Annotated in this window: 18 protein-coding genes; 10 read left to right on the top strand and 8 right to left on the bottom strand. The window is 70.6% G+C overall.

Features of this window, described 5'->3' with window-relative positions; genetic code table 11:
* The first annotated feature begins 146 nt into the window (after window positions 1-146).
* On the top strand, window positions 147-557 hold the full coding sequence (locus G4Z16_RS00090; RefSeq protein ID WP_246530577.1) for an ATP-binding protein: 411 nt from the start codon (window positions 147-149) through the stop codon (window positions 555-557).
* 81 nt (window positions 558-638) lie between these two features.
* On the opposite strand, the gene G4Z16_RS00085 is transcribed toward G4Z16_RS00090, so the two are convergent.
* A complete protein-coding gene (locus G4Z16_RS00085) occupies window positions 639-923 on the bottom strand; it encodes a hypothetical protein (RefSeq protein WP_197348551.1) in 285 nt (94 codons plus the stop codon).
* 620 nt (window positions 924-1,543) lie between these two features.
* Here G4Z16_RS00085 and G4Z16_RS00080 point away from each other — a divergent pair.
* A complete protein-coding gene (locus tag G4Z16_RS00080; protein WP_281393767.1) occupies window positions 1,544-3,043 on the top strand; it encodes a purine-cytosine permease family protein in 1,500 nt (499 codons plus the stop codon).
* Here the strand turns inward: G4Z16_RS00080 and G4Z16_RS00075 are convergent.
* Both G4Z16_RS00075 and G4Z16_RS00070 read right to left on the bottom strand, forming a co-directional pair.
* The gene (locus G4Z16_RS00075) at window positions 3,040-3,894 is read right to left on the bottom strand and encodes a putative protein N(5)-glutamine methyltransferase (RefSeq protein WP_197348549.1); all 855 of its coding nucleotides are present in this window, start codon (window positions 3,892-3,894) and stop codon (window positions 3,040-3,042) included. The genes G4Z16_RS00080 and G4Z16_RS00075 overlap by 4 nt on opposite strands.
* Before the next feature lie 161 nt (window positions 3,895-4,055).
* Complete coding sequence (locus G4Z16_RS00070) at window positions 4,056-5,054, bottom strand: ScbA/BarX family gamma-butyrolactone biosynthesis protein (RefSeq protein WP_197348548.1); 999 nt, start codon at window positions 5,052-5,054, stop codon at window positions 4,056-4,058.
* Window positions 5,055-5,156: 102 nt separating this feature from the next.
* On the opposite strand from G4Z16_RS00070, the gene G4Z16_RS00065 reads away from it, so the two are divergent.
* The 5 genes from G4Z16_RS00065 (at window position 5,157) to G4Z16_RS00045 (ending at window position 9,100) form a co-directional block, all read left to right on the top strand.
* Complete coding sequence (locus G4Z16_RS00065; RefSeq protein WP_197348547.1) at window positions 5,157-5,774, top strand: ScbR family autoregulator-binding transcription factor; 618 nt, start codon at window positions 5,157-5,159, stop codon at window positions 5,772-5,774.
* A gap of 8 nt (window positions 5,775-5,782) precedes the next feature.
* Entirely contained in the window at window positions 5,783-6,724 is a 942-nt protein-coding gene (locus G4Z16_RS00060; RefSeq protein ID WP_246530576.1) for an NAD-dependent epimerase/dehydratase family protein, read from the top strand.
* 209 nt (window positions 6,725-6,933) lie between these two features.
* Window positions 6,934-7,608 (top strand): ScbR family autoregulator-binding transcription factor, encoded by a 675-nt coding sequence (locus G4Z16_RS00055; protein ID WP_197348545.1) that lies wholly within the window; start codon window positions 6,934-6,936, stop codon window positions 7,606-7,608.
* A 338-nt stretch (window positions 7,609-7,946) separates the two neighbouring features.
* The gene (locus G4Z16_RS00050) at window positions 7,947-8,420 is read left to right on the top strand and encodes a DoxX family protein (RefSeq protein WP_197348544.1); all 474 of its coding nucleotides are present in this window, start codon (window positions 7,947-7,949) and stop codon (window positions 8,418-8,420) included.
* Window positions 8,421-8,614: 194 nt separating this feature from the next.
* Window positions 8,615-9,100: a DoxX family protein gene (locus G4Z16_RS00045; protein WP_197348543.1), complete on the top strand. Its 486-nt coding sequence runs from the start codon at window positions 8,615-8,617 to the stop codon at window positions 9,098-9,100.
* A 9-nt stretch (window positions 9,101-9,109) separates the two neighbouring features.
* Here the strand turns inward: G4Z16_RS00045 and G4Z16_RS00040 are convergent, their stop codons facing one another.
* Window positions 9,110-10,468, bottom strand: coding sequence for a helix-turn-helix domain-containing protein (locus G4Z16_RS00040; RefSeq protein ID WP_197348542.1), 1,359 nt, complete (start codon window positions 10,466-10,468; stop codon window positions 9,110-9,112).
* A gap of 81 nt (window positions 10,469-10,549) precedes the next feature.
* Here G4Z16_RS00040 and G4Z16_RS00035 point away from each other — a divergent pair, with 81 nt between their 5' ends.
* Both G4Z16_RS00035 and G4Z16_RS00030 read left to right on the top strand, forming a co-directional pair.
* On the top strand, window positions 10,550-11,482 hold the full coding sequence (locus G4Z16_RS00035; protein WP_197348541.1) for a glycoside hydrolase family protein: 933 nt from the start codon (window positions 10,550-10,552) through the stop codon (window positions 11,480-11,482).
* Window positions 11,483-11,557: 75 nt separating this feature from the next.
* Entirely contained in the window at window positions 11,558-11,989 is a 432-nt protein-coding gene (locus tag G4Z16_RS00030) for a protein-tyrosine phosphatase family protein (protein WP_197348540.1), read from the top strand.
* Window positions 11,990-12,013: 24 nt separating this feature from the next.
* On the opposite strand, the gene G4Z16_RS00025 is transcribed toward G4Z16_RS00030, so the two are convergent.
* Entirely contained in the window at window positions 12,014-12,802 is a 789-nt protein-coding gene (locus tag G4Z16_RS00025; RefSeq protein ID WP_197348539.1) for an SDR family NAD(P)-dependent oxidoreductase, read from the bottom strand.
* A 134-nt stretch (window positions 12,803-12,936) separates the two neighbouring features.
* Window positions 12,937-13,938 carry a LacI family DNA-binding transcriptional regulator gene (locus G4Z16_RS00020; protein WP_197348538.1) on the bottom strand — a complete coding sequence of 334 codons (1,002 nt, stop codon included), beginning with the start codon at window positions 13,936-13,938 and terminating at the stop codon, window positions 12,937-12,939.
* A gap of 333 nt (window positions 13,939-14,271) precedes the next feature.
* Here G4Z16_RS00020 and G4Z16_RS00015 point away from each other — a divergent pair, with 333 nt between their 5' ends.
* Window positions 14,272-14,904, top strand: a complete 633-nt coding sequence (locus G4Z16_RS00015; protein WP_197348537.1) for a CGNR zinc finger domain-containing protein — start codon at window positions 14,272-14,274, stop codon at window positions 14,902-14,904.
* Window positions 14,905-14,922: 18 nt separating this feature from the next.
* On the opposite strand, the gene G4Z16_RS00010 is transcribed toward G4Z16_RS00015, so the two are convergent.
* The gene (locus G4Z16_RS00010) at window positions 14,923-15,597 is read right to left on the bottom strand and encodes a dienelactone hydrolase family protein (protein ID WP_197348536.1); all 675 of its coding nucleotides are present in this window, start codon (window positions 15,595-15,597) and stop codon (window positions 14,923-14,925) included.
* 187 nt (window positions 15,598-15,784) lie between these two features.
* Window positions 15,785-17,025 (bottom strand): family 43 glycosylhydrolase (locus G4Z16_RS00005; RefSeq protein ID WP_197348535.1); only part of this gene is annotated, 1,241 nt, incomplete at its 5' end.

Raw genomic sequence — 17,025 nt, 5'->3', positions numbered from 1 at the left:
CCGTGACCGGATGCGTCCGAGCCGGTTTCCCTGAGAATGCTCCCGCGCCCCAAGGGAAGAACACCCGAAGGTCTGGATTCGCGCATCCGGCCGCCCCGCTCGCACGGGGTGGGAGCCGGAACCGAGGGGAAGTGAGCGTCATGCGCGTGAGCCCGCGTCCCTCGCGGCGCACGGCACGCGTCGAGTACACACTGCCGCGGAACGCGGCGTCGGCCCGCACCGCCCGCCAGTTGACGACCGGATTCCTCACCGGCTCTCGCACGCCGCCCGAGGCGGCCGGGCAGGTGGAAGAGGCCACACTGGTCGTCTCCGAACTCGTCACCAACGCGGCGCTGCACGGCAGGGGGCGGTGCCGGCTGCGGCTGAGCAGTGGCGAGGGAACCGTCACCGTCGAAGTCCGCGACGACGGCGGCCTGTTGCCCCGCGTTCGCCGCGCGGGGAGTGACTCCGAGAGCGGGCGGGGCATCGCGATGATCAGCCGGCTCGCCAGGCGTCTGGACGTCACCACCGCACCTGGTGGAGGCAAAACAGTGAGCGCCGTACTGGACGCCGCGTAGCGCTCCTCCGGCTGCCGGACCTCAAGCACCTCCGGCCGATTCCCGCCGACTCGGGCCTGTTCAGGCCCGGTTGCTCGCCTCTCAGGGCTGCCGCGACCACTCCGCCCACGCGGAGGCGACGTCCGAGTGGAAGCGGCATCGCGCGTCCGCTCCGAGCGGCACCCGGAAACTCTCGTGCGCTCCGACGATGTGGAAGCGCAGACGGCTGCCGGGCGGCAGCAGCCCGGGAAGTTCGGCGGTGGGGAGCGCGTCGCCGCGCTGCACCGCGTTGAGGTCGAGATAGAACTGCGTCCGCTCATCCGTGACGCGGGCGCACAGACTGTAGTGCAGGACCCTGAGCGTCGCGGTGCACAGTGTGCCGCTCACCGCCATCCACACACGTCGGCCCGCGACGGCAAGGACTCGGACCTGTATCGTCGGCGTCCCCATGAAAGCCCTTGTCCAGACGGTACGTTCCGGCGCGCGACGAGCAACACCCGTACCCGCTCCGGACCGTACTGATCATTCGGTGTAGCTGCCGTTCTCGTTGGCGCACACAACTATCACGGGCGGTACAGCAATCGGGCAGGTGGGTCACCGACCGGCACGTTCTCCCCGCATTTCCTCACGGGAACACCCCGGTTCCCGCCGGCTGGTCCGCCGGCGAAGGTCGCACAGGGGCCGGCCACGAGCCGCTCTGCCGCAGCGGCGCGGTTGGGCAGGACCGCTGGTCATGGCGGAACGCGGTTGCGGTGAATGCCCAACTCGCCGCGGAGGCACCGGCACCTGGTGGTTGCCTCCGGAGTGAACGCGGCAGCCGCAGGCTTCCCCGGCTTCCCTTGACGCAGACGCCCAACGGCACGGCCTCGGCGCGTACTTGACGCCGCACGAAGGCGCCAGCAGGCTCCATGCGACGGAACCGGCGGAACGGGGGCGCTGTGCCTGGCACTGAGGCGGCGGATTCACAGCATGGCGAGGTACGGGACAACTCCTCGGGGAGGATCGCCGTGGAGGCCAACGGCCTCGACGTCATCGCCGACGCCGAGCGCAAGGGCCGGCCCGCCCAGCTGTTCTGGCCGTGGTTCGGATCCAACGTCTCGGTGCTGGGCCTGAGTTACGGCTCGTTCGCGCTCGGTTTCGGCATCGGGTTCTGGCAGGCACTGGCCGCCGGCATCGTGGGCATCGTCTTCTCCTTCCTGCTCTGCGGATTCATCGCGGTGGCAGGGAAACGCGGATCCGCACCGGCGATGGTTCTCAGCCGCGCCGCGTTCGGAGTACGGGGCAACAGGCTTCCCTCCGCGGTCTCCTGGGTCCTGACCGTCGGCTGGGAGACCGTGCTGGTGATCCTCGCGACGCTCGCCACGGCGACCGTCTTCGACAGGCTGGGCTGGGGCGGAGGCACGGGCACGAAGATCGCCGCCCTGGTCGTCGTCTCGGTGCTCACCGTGCTCGCCGGGGTGATCGGGTTCGACCTGATCATGCGGATGCAGACGGCCATCACCGTGGTGACGGCCGCGCTGACCGTCGTCTACGTCGTCCTGGCCGCCGACGAGATCCACTGGGAGTCCGTGCGAGCGCTGCCCTCCGGATCGGCGCAGGAGGTCATCGGCGCGCTCGTGTTCCTGATGACGGGCTTCGGCCTCGGCTGGGTCAACGCGGCGGCGGATTACTCCCGTTACCTGCCGCGTCGCACCCGGGGCGCGGCCGTCGCGGGCTGGACCGCGTTCGGCGCGTCCGCGGCCCCGGTGGTTCTGCTCGTCTTCGGTCTCCTGCTTGCGGGCTCCTCGAAGGACCTCAGCGAGGCGATCGCGGCAGATCCCGTCGGTGCCCTCACGGGCGCCCTTCCGGGGTGGTTCCTCGTACCGTTCGCGCTCGTCGCCGTGCTGGGACTCGTCGGCGGCGCCGTACTCGACATCTACTCGTCCGGCCTGGCGCTGCTGGCACTCGGAGTGCGGATGCCGCGCTGGGCCGCCGCCGCTGTCGACGGTGTACTGATGGTGGCCGGGACCGTCTACATCGTGTTCTTCTCCGAAGGGTTCCTCGGCTCCTTCACCGGATTCCTCACCACTCTCGGCGTGCCGGTGGCGGCATGGTGCGGCATCATGCTCGCCGACATCGCCCTGCGCTCCCGCCCGTACGACGACGGCGACCTCTTCTCGCGCAACGGGCGTTATGGCGACGTGCGTTGGCTGCCCGTCGCGGTCCTGGCCGTGACGACGGCCGCGGGCTGGGGCCTGGTGACCAACGCCGCCGCCGGCTGGCTCTCCTGGCAGGGCTATCTGCTGGGGCCCTTGGGGCTGGGCGGCACGGCGGGCGGGTGGGCGTCCGCGAACCTCGGTGTGCTCGCCGCCCTTGTCCTTGCCTTCGCGGTGACGCTGCTGACTCAACGCGGCAGGATCCGGGCGCAGGAGAGCGCACCACCCTCCCTGCCGCCGGGACCGGTAAGGGAGCCCGGGGAAGCCGTGGACGGCACCGGTACTTCCGCCTCCGCCGCAACAGGCGCCTAGCGAGGGCAGGTTGACGCCTGCGCCCCACGCTGCTTCGTCCCGGTGAGAACCGTTGCGCCCAGCTCCTCGCAACGGTCCACGCGCACCGTCAGCCCGCTGCCCTCCACAGCTTCGGTCGCCGCCTCGACCTGGGCCTCGGTCGTCTCCATCAGCAGATGTCCGCCCGGGGCGAGCCACTCCGGCGCCGACGCCGCGACCCGACGCAGCATGTCCAGTCCGTCCCTGCCGCCGTCCAGCGCCGCCCGAAGCTCGTGGACGCGTGCCTCGGACGGAAGCAGACTCAGCGAATCCGTCGGTACGTAGGGGACGTTGGCGATCAGCACCTCGATGCGGCCCCTCAGCTCGGGCGGCAGTCCTTCGTAGAGATCCCCCTCATGGACACTGCCGCCGACGGCCGCGACGTTGTGCCGCGCGCAGCGCACCGCCGCCGGGTCGATGTCGGCGGCGTGCAACTCGACCCCGCCGCAAGGCTCCTGACCGGACCGTGCGACCGCCGCCGCCAGCGCCACACCCAACGCGCCGGAGCCGCAGCACAGATCGAGGACAAGGGCCCCTGGACGTGTGAGCGCCGCGGCGCGCCGCACGAGGAACTCCGTGCGCCGGCGAGGGACGAAGACCCCCGGCTCCACCACGATCCGCAGACCGCCGAACTCCGCGTGGCCCAGGACGTGTTCGAGCGGGAATCCTTCGGCTCTGCGCTCCGCCATCCCCGCGAGTTCCTCCGCCGTGCGGGCCGCGGAAAGCATCAAGTCGGCCTCGTCCTCGGCGAAGACACAGCCGGCGTCGCGAAGCCTGGCGGCGAGGGCGGAGCGGGAGGGCAATGAGGGGAAGGACGGGGGAGTCGCAGTCATACGGGCGGGCCTCTCGGGATTCCGGAGGTGCTTCCGGCTCCGGCTCCGCAGGGCCTGGACCAGCGGGAAGGCAGGCCCTGGGGAGAGGAGAGGAGCACCGCCTTCCACAGCGGTGATCGGTCCCACCTCCCCGGGAGATGTGTGCGGCCGGGTCGGCAACCCTACCGGGCCGACGCGGCGGTCGCGGTGGCGCCGGCCTGGGTGGTGAAGCCGACGAGCGCGGTGAATGCCTTCTCGCCGTGCTGCGTGATGCTCACCGTCAGCGTGCGCTCCCCACCGACCCGGTCGCCGCGCCCGGAGCCGTCCGGGCCCGATGAGACCTCGACCCAGCTGGCGGCGTCGAGATCGACGTAGCGGTGGAACTCCGCCTCCATACGGGTCAGGCTCGGCCGGCGCGGTGATGTGGCCAGGTGCACCGACTGCCGTGCTGCCTCCATCAGCAGCATGCCGGGAGCGTGGTCGACGGGGTGGTCGAAGAGCCAGGGGCTTGTTGTGAGGACCCGCAGCTGCCGACGCCCCATGCTCCTGTCGGCGGACGGAGCGAGCACCACCTCGCGCTCGCTCTCCCGGCCCACCAGCGAGGGAGTCAGAGCCGGCGGCGGTGTGAGAGCGGCGGCCATGGCGTCCGGGGGTGCGGGTGTTTTGGGCCCGCGGAGTCTGCCGTAGACCTGCGGGCTGTGCGCGGTGTACACGGTGGAGGCGCTGCCCAGGGTCCGGTCGCCACTCCGGACGGTCATGCTCAGCCCTATCCGCCGCGGCCGCATGCCGCGGTCAGGGGCCTCCGAGGCCGACAGGTGCAGCACGACCTCGGCAGGGGAGCCGGTCACGGGTAAGAACGGCGTGGAGAAGGCGCAGTGGTGGTGATCCCATATCAGCTGGTGTCCCGACGGCACCCCGTAGGCGGCATGCGCGATCAGCGGCAGAACCTGCCGGGTCGTCTCGACCAGCAGCATCGGATCCTGTACGCCGTACTCGTCCGTCCGCCAGAAGCCGTGGTCCCGCGGCCACTGGGCACCCACCTCGAACTCGCGCTCCCCGCACCGACGCCAGCCCGTCAGGAGCACTTCCGCGTGAGCCGTCTTGTGTACGAACTCCCGCGGTACCGGCCACGAGTACGCTGTGCTCTCCGGGAGATCGGGCACAGCGGGGGTGTGAGCCATGCGGTCCTCCGGGGGACGGTGCAAGGATGACGGTGACCTGTGCCTGAAAACGATAGAACCTTCTGGGGGCGAGGTCAGATGGTGCAAGCAAGATCCAAGCCGATGCAGCAACGAGCTGTCGAGACAAGGCAGTTGATCCTTGAAGCAGCGGCAGAAGTTTTCGACGAGGGAGGCTACAAGGCGGCAAGAATCTCGGAGATCATGCACCGGGCCGGCATCACTCAGGGTGCCCTCTACTTCCACTTCTCCTCGAAGCTGGACCTTGCCCGTACCGTCATGCTCGCGCAGCGCGACTCCGTCGTCCTGCCTCCCGGACCCGACGGGCTCCAGCGCCTGATCGACACGACCCTCCTTCTGGCGCACGAACTTCAGACCAACAAGCTCCTGCGTGCGGGGGTCCGGCTGGCGGTGGAGCAGGAGGAAGTCGGCTTCCACGACGACTCCCCGTACCGTGAGTGGGCGGAGGTCTTCCGAGGCCAGCTCGCCGCCGCCGCAGAACGAGGGCAGCTGCGCAGCGGAGTCGACGTGGAACGCCTCGCGATGCTCCTGGTCGGCTGCTACACCGGCGTACAGCATTTCTCCAAGCTCTCGTGCAAGCGGGCAGACCTGCCCGACCGCATCGCGGACCTGTGGCAGTACATGCTCCTGGGCATCGCTCCACCGCAGGTCGCGGCGGACATGATCGTCAGCACCGAAGCCCCGCTGCTGGCCGCCGGATGACGGTGCGTGTGGCACTGACGGGGGCGAGCGGCTTCATCGGTTCGGCCGTCCTGCGGCGTCTGGCACGGCACGATGTGGACGTACGGGCCCTCACGCGCCAGGAGCATCCGCTGCCCGCCGAGGTGGAACAGGTCCACGCCGATCTGGCCCGTCCCGAGTCCCTGGATGGCAGTTGTTCAGGTGCGCGCGTCCTGATCCACGCCGCTTCCTACGTGGGCCTCGACGAGCAACTGGCCACCGAGGTCAACGACTTGGGCACGGAAGCACTGATGAAGGAGGCGCGGCGCGCCGGCGTGGAGCGCATCGTGCAGCTGTCCACCACTGCCGTGTACGGGCGTGGGCCCCACCGCGGCGCGGCCGTCGGAGAGCTGGAACCCGATCCCGGATCCGCGGCGAGCCGCAGCCGTCTGGCGGGCGAGGAGCACGCCCTGCGCCAGGGTGCCGCGGTGTTGCGGGCCGGCCTGATCACCGGTCGGGGAGACCGCTGGGTCGTCCCCGCGCTGGCCGAACTCGTCCGCCGCGTACCGGGGTTCTGGCGGGCAGGGGAGGCACAGCTGTCGCTCATCGACGTGGATGATCTGGCGCGGCTCGTGACGCTGACCGCGCTCCAACTCGCCGGGCACCGCGGCTCCTCCGGCCCGGTCCGGGGCGTCCACCACGCCGTGCACCCCGTCCCCGTGCGCAACCGGGACCTGCTGGAGACGCTCGCTGGCCTGGACGTACTGCCCCCCGTCACAGGGGAGTTGGCCTGGGACGAATGCCTCGCCCTCATGGACGAGAACCCGGGACGCATCAGCACGAGCCAGCTCACACTGCTCGCCTTCGACCACCACTACGCCACTGATGTGTGGCAGGCGTGCGATGCGCCCCCAGGGCCGGGGCCGTTGGCAGCTCTCACCGAAGCGGCCCCCTGGTACCGCACCCATCTCGCCGGTACTGCCCGCCCCTGACGGCGCGGCCCCTCCGGTACCACCCGTCCCACTGGCCACATAGCGCACCCCTTGACGCTCTCCGTCAACGAACGGAGTCAGCCCTTCTGGCGCAAAAAAACAGAACACTTTGTATGTTTGTGGGGACGGCAGCTCTCATCTCCCCCCACAGCCGCCGCTCCTGACGGCCCGTCTCCCCGCGGACCGGAACGCATGAAGGGACACAGCCGATGAGGCAAGAGCGAGCAGAACTCACCCGTCAGGCACTGACGATGGCGGCCGCGAAGTCGTTCGACCGGCTCGGCTATCAGCGTACGACACTGTTCGAGGTCAGCCGCGGCGCAGCGATGAGCAAGGGCGCTCTCTCCTTCCACTTCGGGAGCAAGGAGGAACTGGCAGACACCGTGCGGCGTGAGGCGTGCAGGCGGTCGAACCAGGCCGCCGAGCTGCTGCGGGCGAAGGAACAGCCGGCCCTGCAGACCCTCATCGATCTGACGCACCTCGTTGCGCATCAGCTCGAGCACGACCACCTGGCGCGGGCCGCGGTAAAGCTCGCGCGCGAACTCGACACCCCTCCCGACCCTGAGATCAACCCGCTGGCCTGCTGGCAGCAGGTCTTCACCGACGTCGCACGTGAGGCGGGGAAGGACGGCACGCTGCGCTGCGAGGCCACCACGGAGGCCGTCGCCGAACTCGCCTTCTGCCTCGCCTCGGGTGCGCACTCGGTGCAGACGAACGGGACGGACGACTCGGCCGTCGATGTCCACCAACGCCTCGCCGCCCACTGGGAGTTGCTGCTGCATGGACTCGTGACGCCGCCGGGCCCGGGCGAGTTGTGGAGTGCGGGCACCGAGGCGGACTGGGCGCTGGCCACGCAGGGCGGGCAGCCGAGCCCCGCACACTGAGCCGACCGGTCGCGCCCCGCCTGTGAGACACGGCGGGGAGCCCGTGGTGAAGAGTCACGGTGACCGCCCTCAACGGTCACGGAGAGTACGCAGGATCCGATGGCCCGGCCGCGAGGGACGCCCCCGCAGGCCGGGATGTTGACCATGATGGACAACTGTCTGCGCTGCTTACCGGGCACGTGATACGCAAATGACAAGCCCCGGCGCTCCGCGCACGGGTGCAGCCCTCGCTTCCGCTGTGGCGAGGGAGTTCCGCCGCGGGTGTGCCGGTGGTAGAAGGTCAGCTGCCGGGCTGCCCCGGTCAACCGCTTGTGCACCGTCCGCAGAAGGAGTCCATCATGGCGAACGCGAGCGGCATTCCGCCGACCTCCCACGCAGGTTCACCGGCCGCCCGTTCCTCCCGTCCCAAGGGTCCGGCCCGCATCGCCCTCGAAGTCGCCCTGTGGGCCATCCAGCTCTACCTCGCCTACTTCATGATCACCGTCGGGGCGATTCCGGCGCTGACCGCCGACTCCGGCGCCAAGGGCACGTTCGAGGACATCGGCTTCGGCCTCTGGTTCATGTATCTGACCGGGGCACTGGAACTGCTCGGTGCCATCGGTCTCATCACCCCGTGGTTCTCTGGCCTCGCCGCGCTCGGCCTGATGTTCGTGATGTCGGGCGCGTGCCTCACGCACCTGACGCTCTACGACGGCAAGGGCGTCGAGACCCCGGCCATGATCCTCATCCCGCTCGCCCTCGTCGTCGTCGGCCGGTGGTCGACGGTGAAGAAGCTGGGCACGTGGCTGACGGGAGGCGTGGACCGGCGCTGAGCCGACGGCGCAGCACGACCGGGATCCGGCGAGAACGGACACCGGCCGAGCTGCGCCTCCCAGGCTTTCGGGCACGCTCCGCGCCGCACGCGAGCGCGTGTGAACAGGCTGCCGTCGCCGCGATGAGAAACGTGCGGCAGCCGGGTCTGCTCCGGGTGTGTACGTCCCGTACGCGCCCCTGAGAGGAGACCGTCATGAACCAGTCACCCGGAGCACCCTCCGGATCCCCGGCATCCGCCTCGGGCCCGGCGCCCGTCCCGGCCCGAGCGGCCCGTCACGACCGCGTCAAGCACATCTCCCTGCTCGCGCTGCAGGTGATACTCGGCCTGTTCTTCGTCATCGCCAGTGCCGTTCCCAAGCTGATCGCCCATTCCTCCGCGGTCGAGGGCTTCGAAGAGATCGGCTTCGGCATGTGGTTCATGTACTTGATCGGGGTACTGGAACTGGCCGGTGGGATCGCCCTGGCCACGCCGTGGCTCTCAGGTCTCTCCGCGCTCTCACTCATCGGCCTGATGATCGGTGCGTTCGTCATGCAACTGACCGTCTTCGACGGCGAGTACGCCGCCACGCCGCTGCTGCTGATCGTGCCGCTCGCCCTCATCGCATGGGGCCGCAGGGACACCCTCACGGCACTGCCGGGGCTGCTGCGGGGCAACGGACGTGGCGCAACGGCCAGTTGAGCGCAGACCTCATCCCAGTACGGACTTGACCGACTCCGGTGAGCGGCCCACCACCGCACTCCCGTCGTCAGCGGTGATGATCGGCCGCTGGATCAGGGAGGGGTGGGCCGCCAGCGCGTCGATCCACCGGGTGCGGTTGTCCGCATCGCGAGGCCAGGACTCCATGCCCAGCTCGCCCGCGGCGGGTTCGCCGGTGCGGGTGATGTCCCAGGGCTCCAGGCCCAGCCGCAGCAGTACGTCTTCCAGCTCCCGCACGCTCGGCGGCTCCTCCAGGTAGCGGCGGACCGTGTACTCGGCGCCCTCCGCGTCCAGCAGTGACAGCGCCGAACGGCACTTGGAACAGGCGGGGTTGATCCAGATCTCCATACTCCGGTCCTTTCGTCGGGCCTGGTTGTGCTCGCCGCTCACCGGCGGAGTGCCGGCGTGGAACGTCCGGCGGTGCGCAGCGGGGGCGACGCCGCGGCGGGCGGCGAAATGATGACGCAAGGTGTCGGCGCTGCCGAAACCGGAACGGGCCGCCACGGCCTCCACCGGCAGCGACGTGTTCTCCAGCAACTCCTCGGCGAGCTGGAGACGCTGGTCGAGGATCCACCGGTGCGGGGTCGTGCCGGTCGCCTCCTTGAACCTCCGGGCCAGCGTGCGCGGCGACATGGCGACGTGCGCGGCCAGATCCTCCACGGTCAGCGGCCGGTCCAGATGCGCCTGGATCCAGTCGACCAGCTCCGTCATGCCGTACCCGGCGCGGGCCTCGGGCAGGGGCATCTCGACGAACTGCGCCTGCCCGCCCGCGCGATGGGCCGGCACGACCATGCGCCGCGCCAGTGCGTTGGCGGTGGCCGCACCGTGCTCACGGCGCACCAGGTGCAGGCAGGCGTCTATCCCCGCCGCCGCTCCCGCGCTGGTGAGCACGGGCCCGTCCTCCACGTACAGCACGGCGCTGTCCACCTGCACGCGGGGATGGAGCCGGGCGAGACGGCCGGCGAACTGCCAGTGCGTGGCGGCCCTCCGGCCGTCGAGGATTCCCGCAGAAGCGAGCAGGAAGGCGCCCGTGCACACCGACAGGACGCGGGCCCCGCGGGCGACCGCCTCGCGCAGCGCCTCAAGCAGAGGTTCCGGCGGATTCCTCTCCAGCTGCGGCCATGCGGGAACGGTGACGAGATCCGCCTGCGCGATCCGCTCCGGGGCGTGCGTGACCTGGAGACAGAAGCCCGACGTCGTCGGGACGGGCCCGGGCGTGGCGCCGCACAACGCGAATTCGTGCACGGGGAGACCGTCGTCCGAGCGGTCCAGCCCGAAGACCTGAGCGACCACCCCCAGCTCGAAGGCGGCGGCCTGCTCACCGACGAGGGCGACGACATTCCGAAGCACCCGCTCATCATGGCAGGAAATGCCCGAGCCATGGCAGTCCTGCCACTGTCTCTTCCTCCCGGGCGGCAGCAGGATCCCGGTATGAAATCACCTGCGAACAGCTACAAAACGGACTCTGCCGTCGGGGCCTTCCCGCTGCCCGGCCTCCAGGACGGCCCCGCGACCGTGGCCGTCCCCGCACCCGGAGGCGGCCCCCAGCGCTGGGCCGGCGCGCCCAGCGCGCACTGGGACACCGACGGCTCGCTCCTGCTCGCCTACCGCGTACGGGCCGAGGAGGACTACAACGTCATCGCGCGCTCGGTGGACGGCAGCACCTTCACCACGCTCGCCGTGCTCACTCGCGACCGGCTGGGTGCCGCGATGGTCGAGCGCCCCGCGCTCGTGCGTACCGAAAGCGGCATCTGGCGGCTGTACGTGAGCTGCGCGACTACCGGCACGAAGCACTGGTGGATCGGCGTGATGGAGGCAGCCAGTCCCGAGGGGCTCGCGGACGCACCCGTACGCCCTGTCTTCGAGGGAGACCGGGAGACAGCCGTGAAGGATCCCGTCATCCGGAGAACTGGCGACGGGTGGCAGGCCTGGCTGTGCTGCCACCCTCTGGACGAGCCCGGCGAGGAGGACCGGATGTTCACCGGGTACGCAACCAGCCGCGACGGGCTGCGATGGCAGTGGCACGGCACGGTGCTCACGGGAACTACTGGCACATGGGATGCGCGAGGCGCACGGCTGACCAGCGTGCTGCCGGACGGACGCGCCACCTACGACGGACGGGCGTCCGCGCAGGAGAACTGGTCCGAACGCACCGGCCTGGCCGCACCGGCGGAGTCCGGTGGCAGCCCCCTTCTGGAGGCTGACGGAGACGGGCCCGCCGCAGCCGTGCGGTACCTCGAGGTCCTGGCCGATCCGCAGGGCGGCTACCGCATCTTCTACGAGGCGCCGCTCGCGGACGGAAGTCACGAACTGCGCACAGAATCGGTCTCCGCCCAGCGGGCCGTACCGACGGCTTCCCACTAGCGGGGAACGCCGCAGAGTCTTCCCGGCGTTACATGCGAGGGCCAAGTCCGCGGAGCACGGCGCTAGCCTTGTCCGGTGAGCGAGACATGGGAGCCGGCCAGTGCCGGCGTGCTGCGTCTTCCTTCGGGACGTCTCGTGCGTGGACGTGGTCTTCGCCGTCCGCTTCCGCCCGGCCCCGAGCCCGCCTTCTCCGTCTTCCTGCTCGGCAAGCAGCCGCCCCAAGTGGCCTGGGATTCCCGGTGGTTGCGCTGGCCGGACTTCCGGCTGCCGACGAGTCGTGTGCAGGCCCTGGCTCTGCTGAGCGAGGCCTGGTCACGGGCGGAGGCCGAACGCGTCGAGGTGGCGTGCGGTGGAGGGCGCGGACGCACGGGCACGGCGCTGGCCTGTCTGGCCGTGCTCGATGGCGTTCCGGCGGGGGAGGCGGTCTCATTCGTGCGCCGCCACTACGATCCTCGCGCAGTGGAGACACCGTGGCAGCGCCGCTACGTGCTCCGCTTCACGCAGTGATCCGGCGCCGGGCCACTGCGTCCGTCATGCCCCGGCGCTCTGGAGGAGATCCGGGTCCCGGCCCAGGACCGTGCGTCCGCCGTCGACAGGAAGCGTGACGCCCGTGATGTAGGCGGCCTCGGGTGAGAGCAGATGCGCGACCGCCGACGCGACCTCCTCCGGGAGCCCGGTCCGCCCCAGCGGATGCAGTTCGCGCATCTCCGCCTCGACCCGTGCCCCGACGTCCGGTTGCTGGGCGGCGAGAAGCGCTGCGTAGCGTTCCGTGCCGATCGATCCCGGCGCGACGGCGTTGACGCGGATCCCGTGCGGCCCGTACTCCACGGCCAGCGCCCGGGTGAGTCCTTCGATGGCGGCCTTCGCCGTCGCGTACGGGGTGCAGCCGGGAACGGGACGGCGTGCCTGGTGCGAGGTGATGTTGACGACGGACCCCTGCGTGCCTTCCGCGAGGAACCGGCGTACTGCGCTGGCGCACCCGGTGACCGCGGGGTCCATGACGGCCGATATCAGCTCCAGGACCGTCCGCGTCGGGGAAGTGTCGAGCGAGGCGTCGCGGAAGAGGGCCGCGTTGTTGACCCAGCCGCGAAGGGTGCCCGCCGACTGCGCGACGTCCGCGGCATGTTCGGTCACGGCTTCGTCGGAGGCGCTCCCTTCCACGAACGTGAAGCGTGAACGGGCGGGATGGTCCTCGGTCCAGCGCACGGACTCCGCATCCAGTTCGACCGCCACGACGCTGTGGCCGTCGGCGAGCAGGCGCTCCACCACCGCCCGGCCGATGCCGCGCCCTCCTCCTGTCACCACGTAGGCGCTGCCCATGGATGCCGCCTCTCCTTCGCCTCGCCCTGCGCGTACGGGGGCAGCCTCACCTCCGGCACGCCACCTGTCAACAGCATTTGTCGAAGCACTTCGATAATCACGGACAGGAAGGCGGCGATGATCGCTACGGTCCCTCAGGTGGAGCCGCGCCCGACGAGCTCCAGACGCAGCGTGATTTCCCGTACCGCCGAGGGCGCTCCGCCCATGCGTTGCATGAGGAGCTCCGCCGCGGCGCGACCGGAGTCCTCCAGCGGCTGCCGAACCGTCGTCAGGTCCAGGGCCTGCGCCAGCTCGGTGTCGTCGAAGCCCGCCACTGCCAGGTCTCCCGGCACGTCGAGACCGAGCGTGTGCGCCGCACGCAGCGCCCCGGCGGCGAGGGTGTCGTCGCCGGCGAACAGTGCGGCGGGCCGCTGCGGACCGGACAGCAGTTCCTCCGCCGCGGCCGTCGCCTGCTCCAGTCCGTGTTCCGTGAAGTGGACGCCCTCTGACGGGAGTTGGTGTCCGGCCTCGTCCAGAGCGGCCCGGAACCCCGCCAGACGCAGCTGTCCGGGAGAGACGTACGCTTCGGACTCCTGGGACTCGCCGAGGAACCCGAAGCTGCCATACCCACGCTCGACCAGGTGCTCCGCCACGAGACGGCCGCCCTCGGCATCGTCCGTGTGGACGGAGTCGAAGCCGGGACGGCTCACGTCCACCAGCACGACCGGCAGCCCCAGCCCGGTGAGTCGTTCGGCCGTGCTGTCCTCCATGGGGAGGCTCACGACGATGAGCCCGTCCAGCCGCCCCGTCAGGGGCAGCCCGGCGAGCAGGGGTGAGGGGGAGCGGGCCGCCGAGGGGTGGTCGAAGATGACGACTTCCAGCGGTCGGTCACCCACCGCGTGAAGAACACCCCGCAGGCGCCGTGCCACCGAGGGATACGAGGTGTAAGGGGCGATCACCCCGATCCGGCCGACTCCCTTGCGGGCCTTGGCCACCGCGTCCGGCTTGGGCGTGTAGCCGAGGCTGTCGGCGGCCTGGAGGACGCGCTGCCGCGTACGGTCACTGACCCGGGCGGGCGTGTTGAGCGCCAGCGACACCGTCGAGATGCTCACGCCCGCCTCGGAGGCGACGTCGTAGATGGTGGCCCGGCGCGGCAACTGCCCTCAGCTCTCCTCGACTTCGGAGCGTGACCACGGCATAGTACCGGGGCTCCGCGCGAACGCCCCGGGAAGCGCCCCACTACTGCACGTCGAACTCGTTGCCCTCGGGGCCGCCATCGTGAGGGGTCCTTCCCGGCTCCTCGACTGGTGCAGCGCCTTGGCTCCTCGACCTCGTATCCCAGGGCGGCTGAACAGACGCGGGGGAGCTGCAGCGGGTCGCCGCAGCCGACGGCGAATTTCACCCGAGAGCCGTCCGATCCTCCAGATCCGGCGGGGACGCTTCGCCGGCGGGCAAGGATCGTGATCCGTGAAACCACTTATAGTGGTTACATGACTGAGACGCCCAACGGGCTCGTCCTCCGCTCACCGGAGGGCACACGTTTCGTCTTCGACGCCGGGGCGCTGTGCCTCGAGTTCCTCACCACCGGTGGTCCGGGCGTCCTCTCCCGCAGCGAGACGCTGCACACGCCGGACGACCTGGCCACATGGTGCACCGCCTCCCGGCTCCGCCTCGCCCCAGGCGACGTGCACATCAGCGGCAGCGAGTTCCGCGCCGCCAGGTGGCTGCGCGATGCGCTGTCCCGCTTCGCGCGCGCAGTGGCGCACGGCCGGCCCCCGAACCCCCGGGACGTCGACGAGGTGAACCAGGCGGCTCAGCTGCCGCCGCTCGTCCCGCAGATCGCCGCGGACGGGCAGCACGGCAGCCACCTTCCCGCCGACGCCTTCCAGGTGCTCTCATCCGTCGCCCGCGACGCCGTCGGACTCTTCACGGGCCCCCTCGCCGCGCGGGTCCGCGAGTGCGGTGCCCCCGACTGCTCACTCGTCTTCGTCGACACATCTCGCCCCGGGCGGCGCCGGTGGTGCGTCATGGAGCGGTGCGGCAACCGGCACAAGGTGCGTGCGCTGCGCGCCCGGCGCGGAACGGAGCCCCACGAGGCAGGAGCCGAAGCCGCCGTGTCCTGACGCCCGCGCCCGCGCGGGTTATCGCTGGTTGTTGCGGTTGAGTTGGGTTTCTGCGGCGTGGAGGAACCATTCGTGGGCTGCGGCTGCGACCTGTTTCAGTGCGCCTGGCTCTTCGAAGAGGTGGGTGGCGCCGGGGATGATGTGGATCCGGTGTTCGGGGTGGAGGTGTTGTGCGGCGTCCTGGTTCAGTTGTAGTACTTGTTCGTCGTGTCCGCCGACCAGCATGAGTACGGGCACGTTGACGCGTTCCAGCGTGTCTCCGGCCAGGTCGGGTCGTCCGCCGCGTGAGACGACCGAGACGATGGGGCCGGATCGTGCTGCGGCGGCGACCAGTGCCGCCGCTGCGCCGGTGCTCGCTCCGAAGAGGTGTACTGGGAGTGCCTCGGTGACCGGGTACTTGCTGAGCCAGTCGACGCTTGCCACGGTCCGCTCGGCGAGGAGGGCGATGTCGAAGCGGTACTGGCCGGTCACCGCGTCGGTGCGCTCCTCCTCCTCGCTGAGGAGATCGGTCAGCAAGGTCGCCCAGCCTTGCCGCCGCAGGTCCTCGGCGACCGCGCGGTTGCGGGGGCTGTGGCGGGAACTGCCGCTTCCGTGGACGAACAGCACGACACCGCGCGGGGAGGGGGGTACCTCCATGTCGCCCGGGAGTTCCACACTGCCGGGCACCGCCACCGAGACCGTCTCCGAGATCATCAGCGCTTTCCCTTCGGGTTCGTGGTCCTTTCGGGTTCGTGGTTCTTGCCTTCCGGGGTAGCCGTGCTGCGGCCGTGTCATGCACGGACGGGAGCGCTGTACGGCGGCGGGCGCGCCGGACCGTCCGAGGGGACGGCCTGGCCCTGGCCGTGTCCGTGTCCGTGTACCGGCGGGGCGGCCGTGGCGCTCAGCGCTTGTAGAGGCGGAAGTAGTCGAACTGTGCCGTTGCTCCCTTCCCGCCCATCGAGGCCAGCCCGAAGCGCAGCCGCTCTCCGGCGGGAACCGTCCACGTGCCGCCCGCGATCCACTTCTCCCCGTCACGGCTGGTGAAGGCCTGGACGCGGTGCTCGCCGCTGCCGGAAGCGGTGGTGTGCTTCAGGCGCAGCCAGGTGGTGCGCGCCGGCGGGCCGACGGACGTGGAGCCGTACGCGATGTCATCGGCGTAGGGCTCCTCCTTGCCGTACTCGGTCTGCCGGGTGTTCCAGATGGCGGCGTGCGCCAGGCGCAGATACCTGTCGTCGCCGGCGTAGGCGACCAGCCCGGCCTGCTGATAGTTCCGGACGGTCTGCTCGCCCAGGTCGATGGTCAGCTTCGTCTCCACGGTGAAGTCGCCGCGTGGCACCTCCCGCAGCATCAGCGACGCGGTGTTCTCGTCCTTGTGCAGCTCGGCGTCCTGCGTCGGCCACACGTAGCGGCCGCCGGTCACCCGACCCGCGGGCTCGCGCACCCACTCCCATCCGGGGCCGGGCTGCCCGCCGTCGAACTCGTCGCTGCGGGAGGGGTCCACACGGCCCGGCCGCGGGACCACTGAGCCGGCGCCCTGTCCGCCGTCGGAACGCTGAACACCCTTGCCCGCAGCTGCCCTTGGCGAAGCGACGGGCGCGAGCTGCCTGCCCTCCGAAGCCCCCTTGCCTCCCCGCACGGCGGGCCAGCCGCCGCTCCAGTCGAGGCGGTCGATGAGCATCGGACGGCGATTGACGCCGAAAGGTTCGTCGAGATACGGCTCGGCGCGGTCGATGGCGTGGTAGGCCATCCAGTCCTGCCCGGCGAAGTCCTTCACCACGGCGTTGTGCCCGGTGCCCACCCACCGGTTGCCGTTGGGCGTGAGCGCGATCGTCCCGCCCGTCCGTGAAGCGGTCAGCGGCGCGCCTTCCCGGTCCGTGAAGGGACCCCGCACCGACCGGGAACGGCCGACGAAGACCGAATAACCGGTCGTCGGACCGGCGCAGCAGTCACCGGACGACGCGAACAGATACCACCAGCCGCCCCGCCGGATGACGTAGGCGCCCTCGAAGCGATTGTCCGTCGCGACCTTCGTGGGGCGGCCCTTGGTACGGGTGCCGTCGCCGGACAGCTCCGTCACCTCGATCCCGCCGTAGTACGAGCCGTAGTACAGATAGCGCCGCCCGTCCGGGGCCTGGACGTGTG

This window comes from Streptomyces bathyalis, assembly GCF_015910445.1.
Lineage (GTDB): Bacteria > Actinomycetota > Actinomycetes > Streptomycetales > Streptomycetaceae > Streptomyces > Streptomyces bathyalis.
The sequence above is the reverse complement of the archived record's forward strand: the minus strand, read 5'-3'. Positions and strand labels throughout refer to the sequence as shown.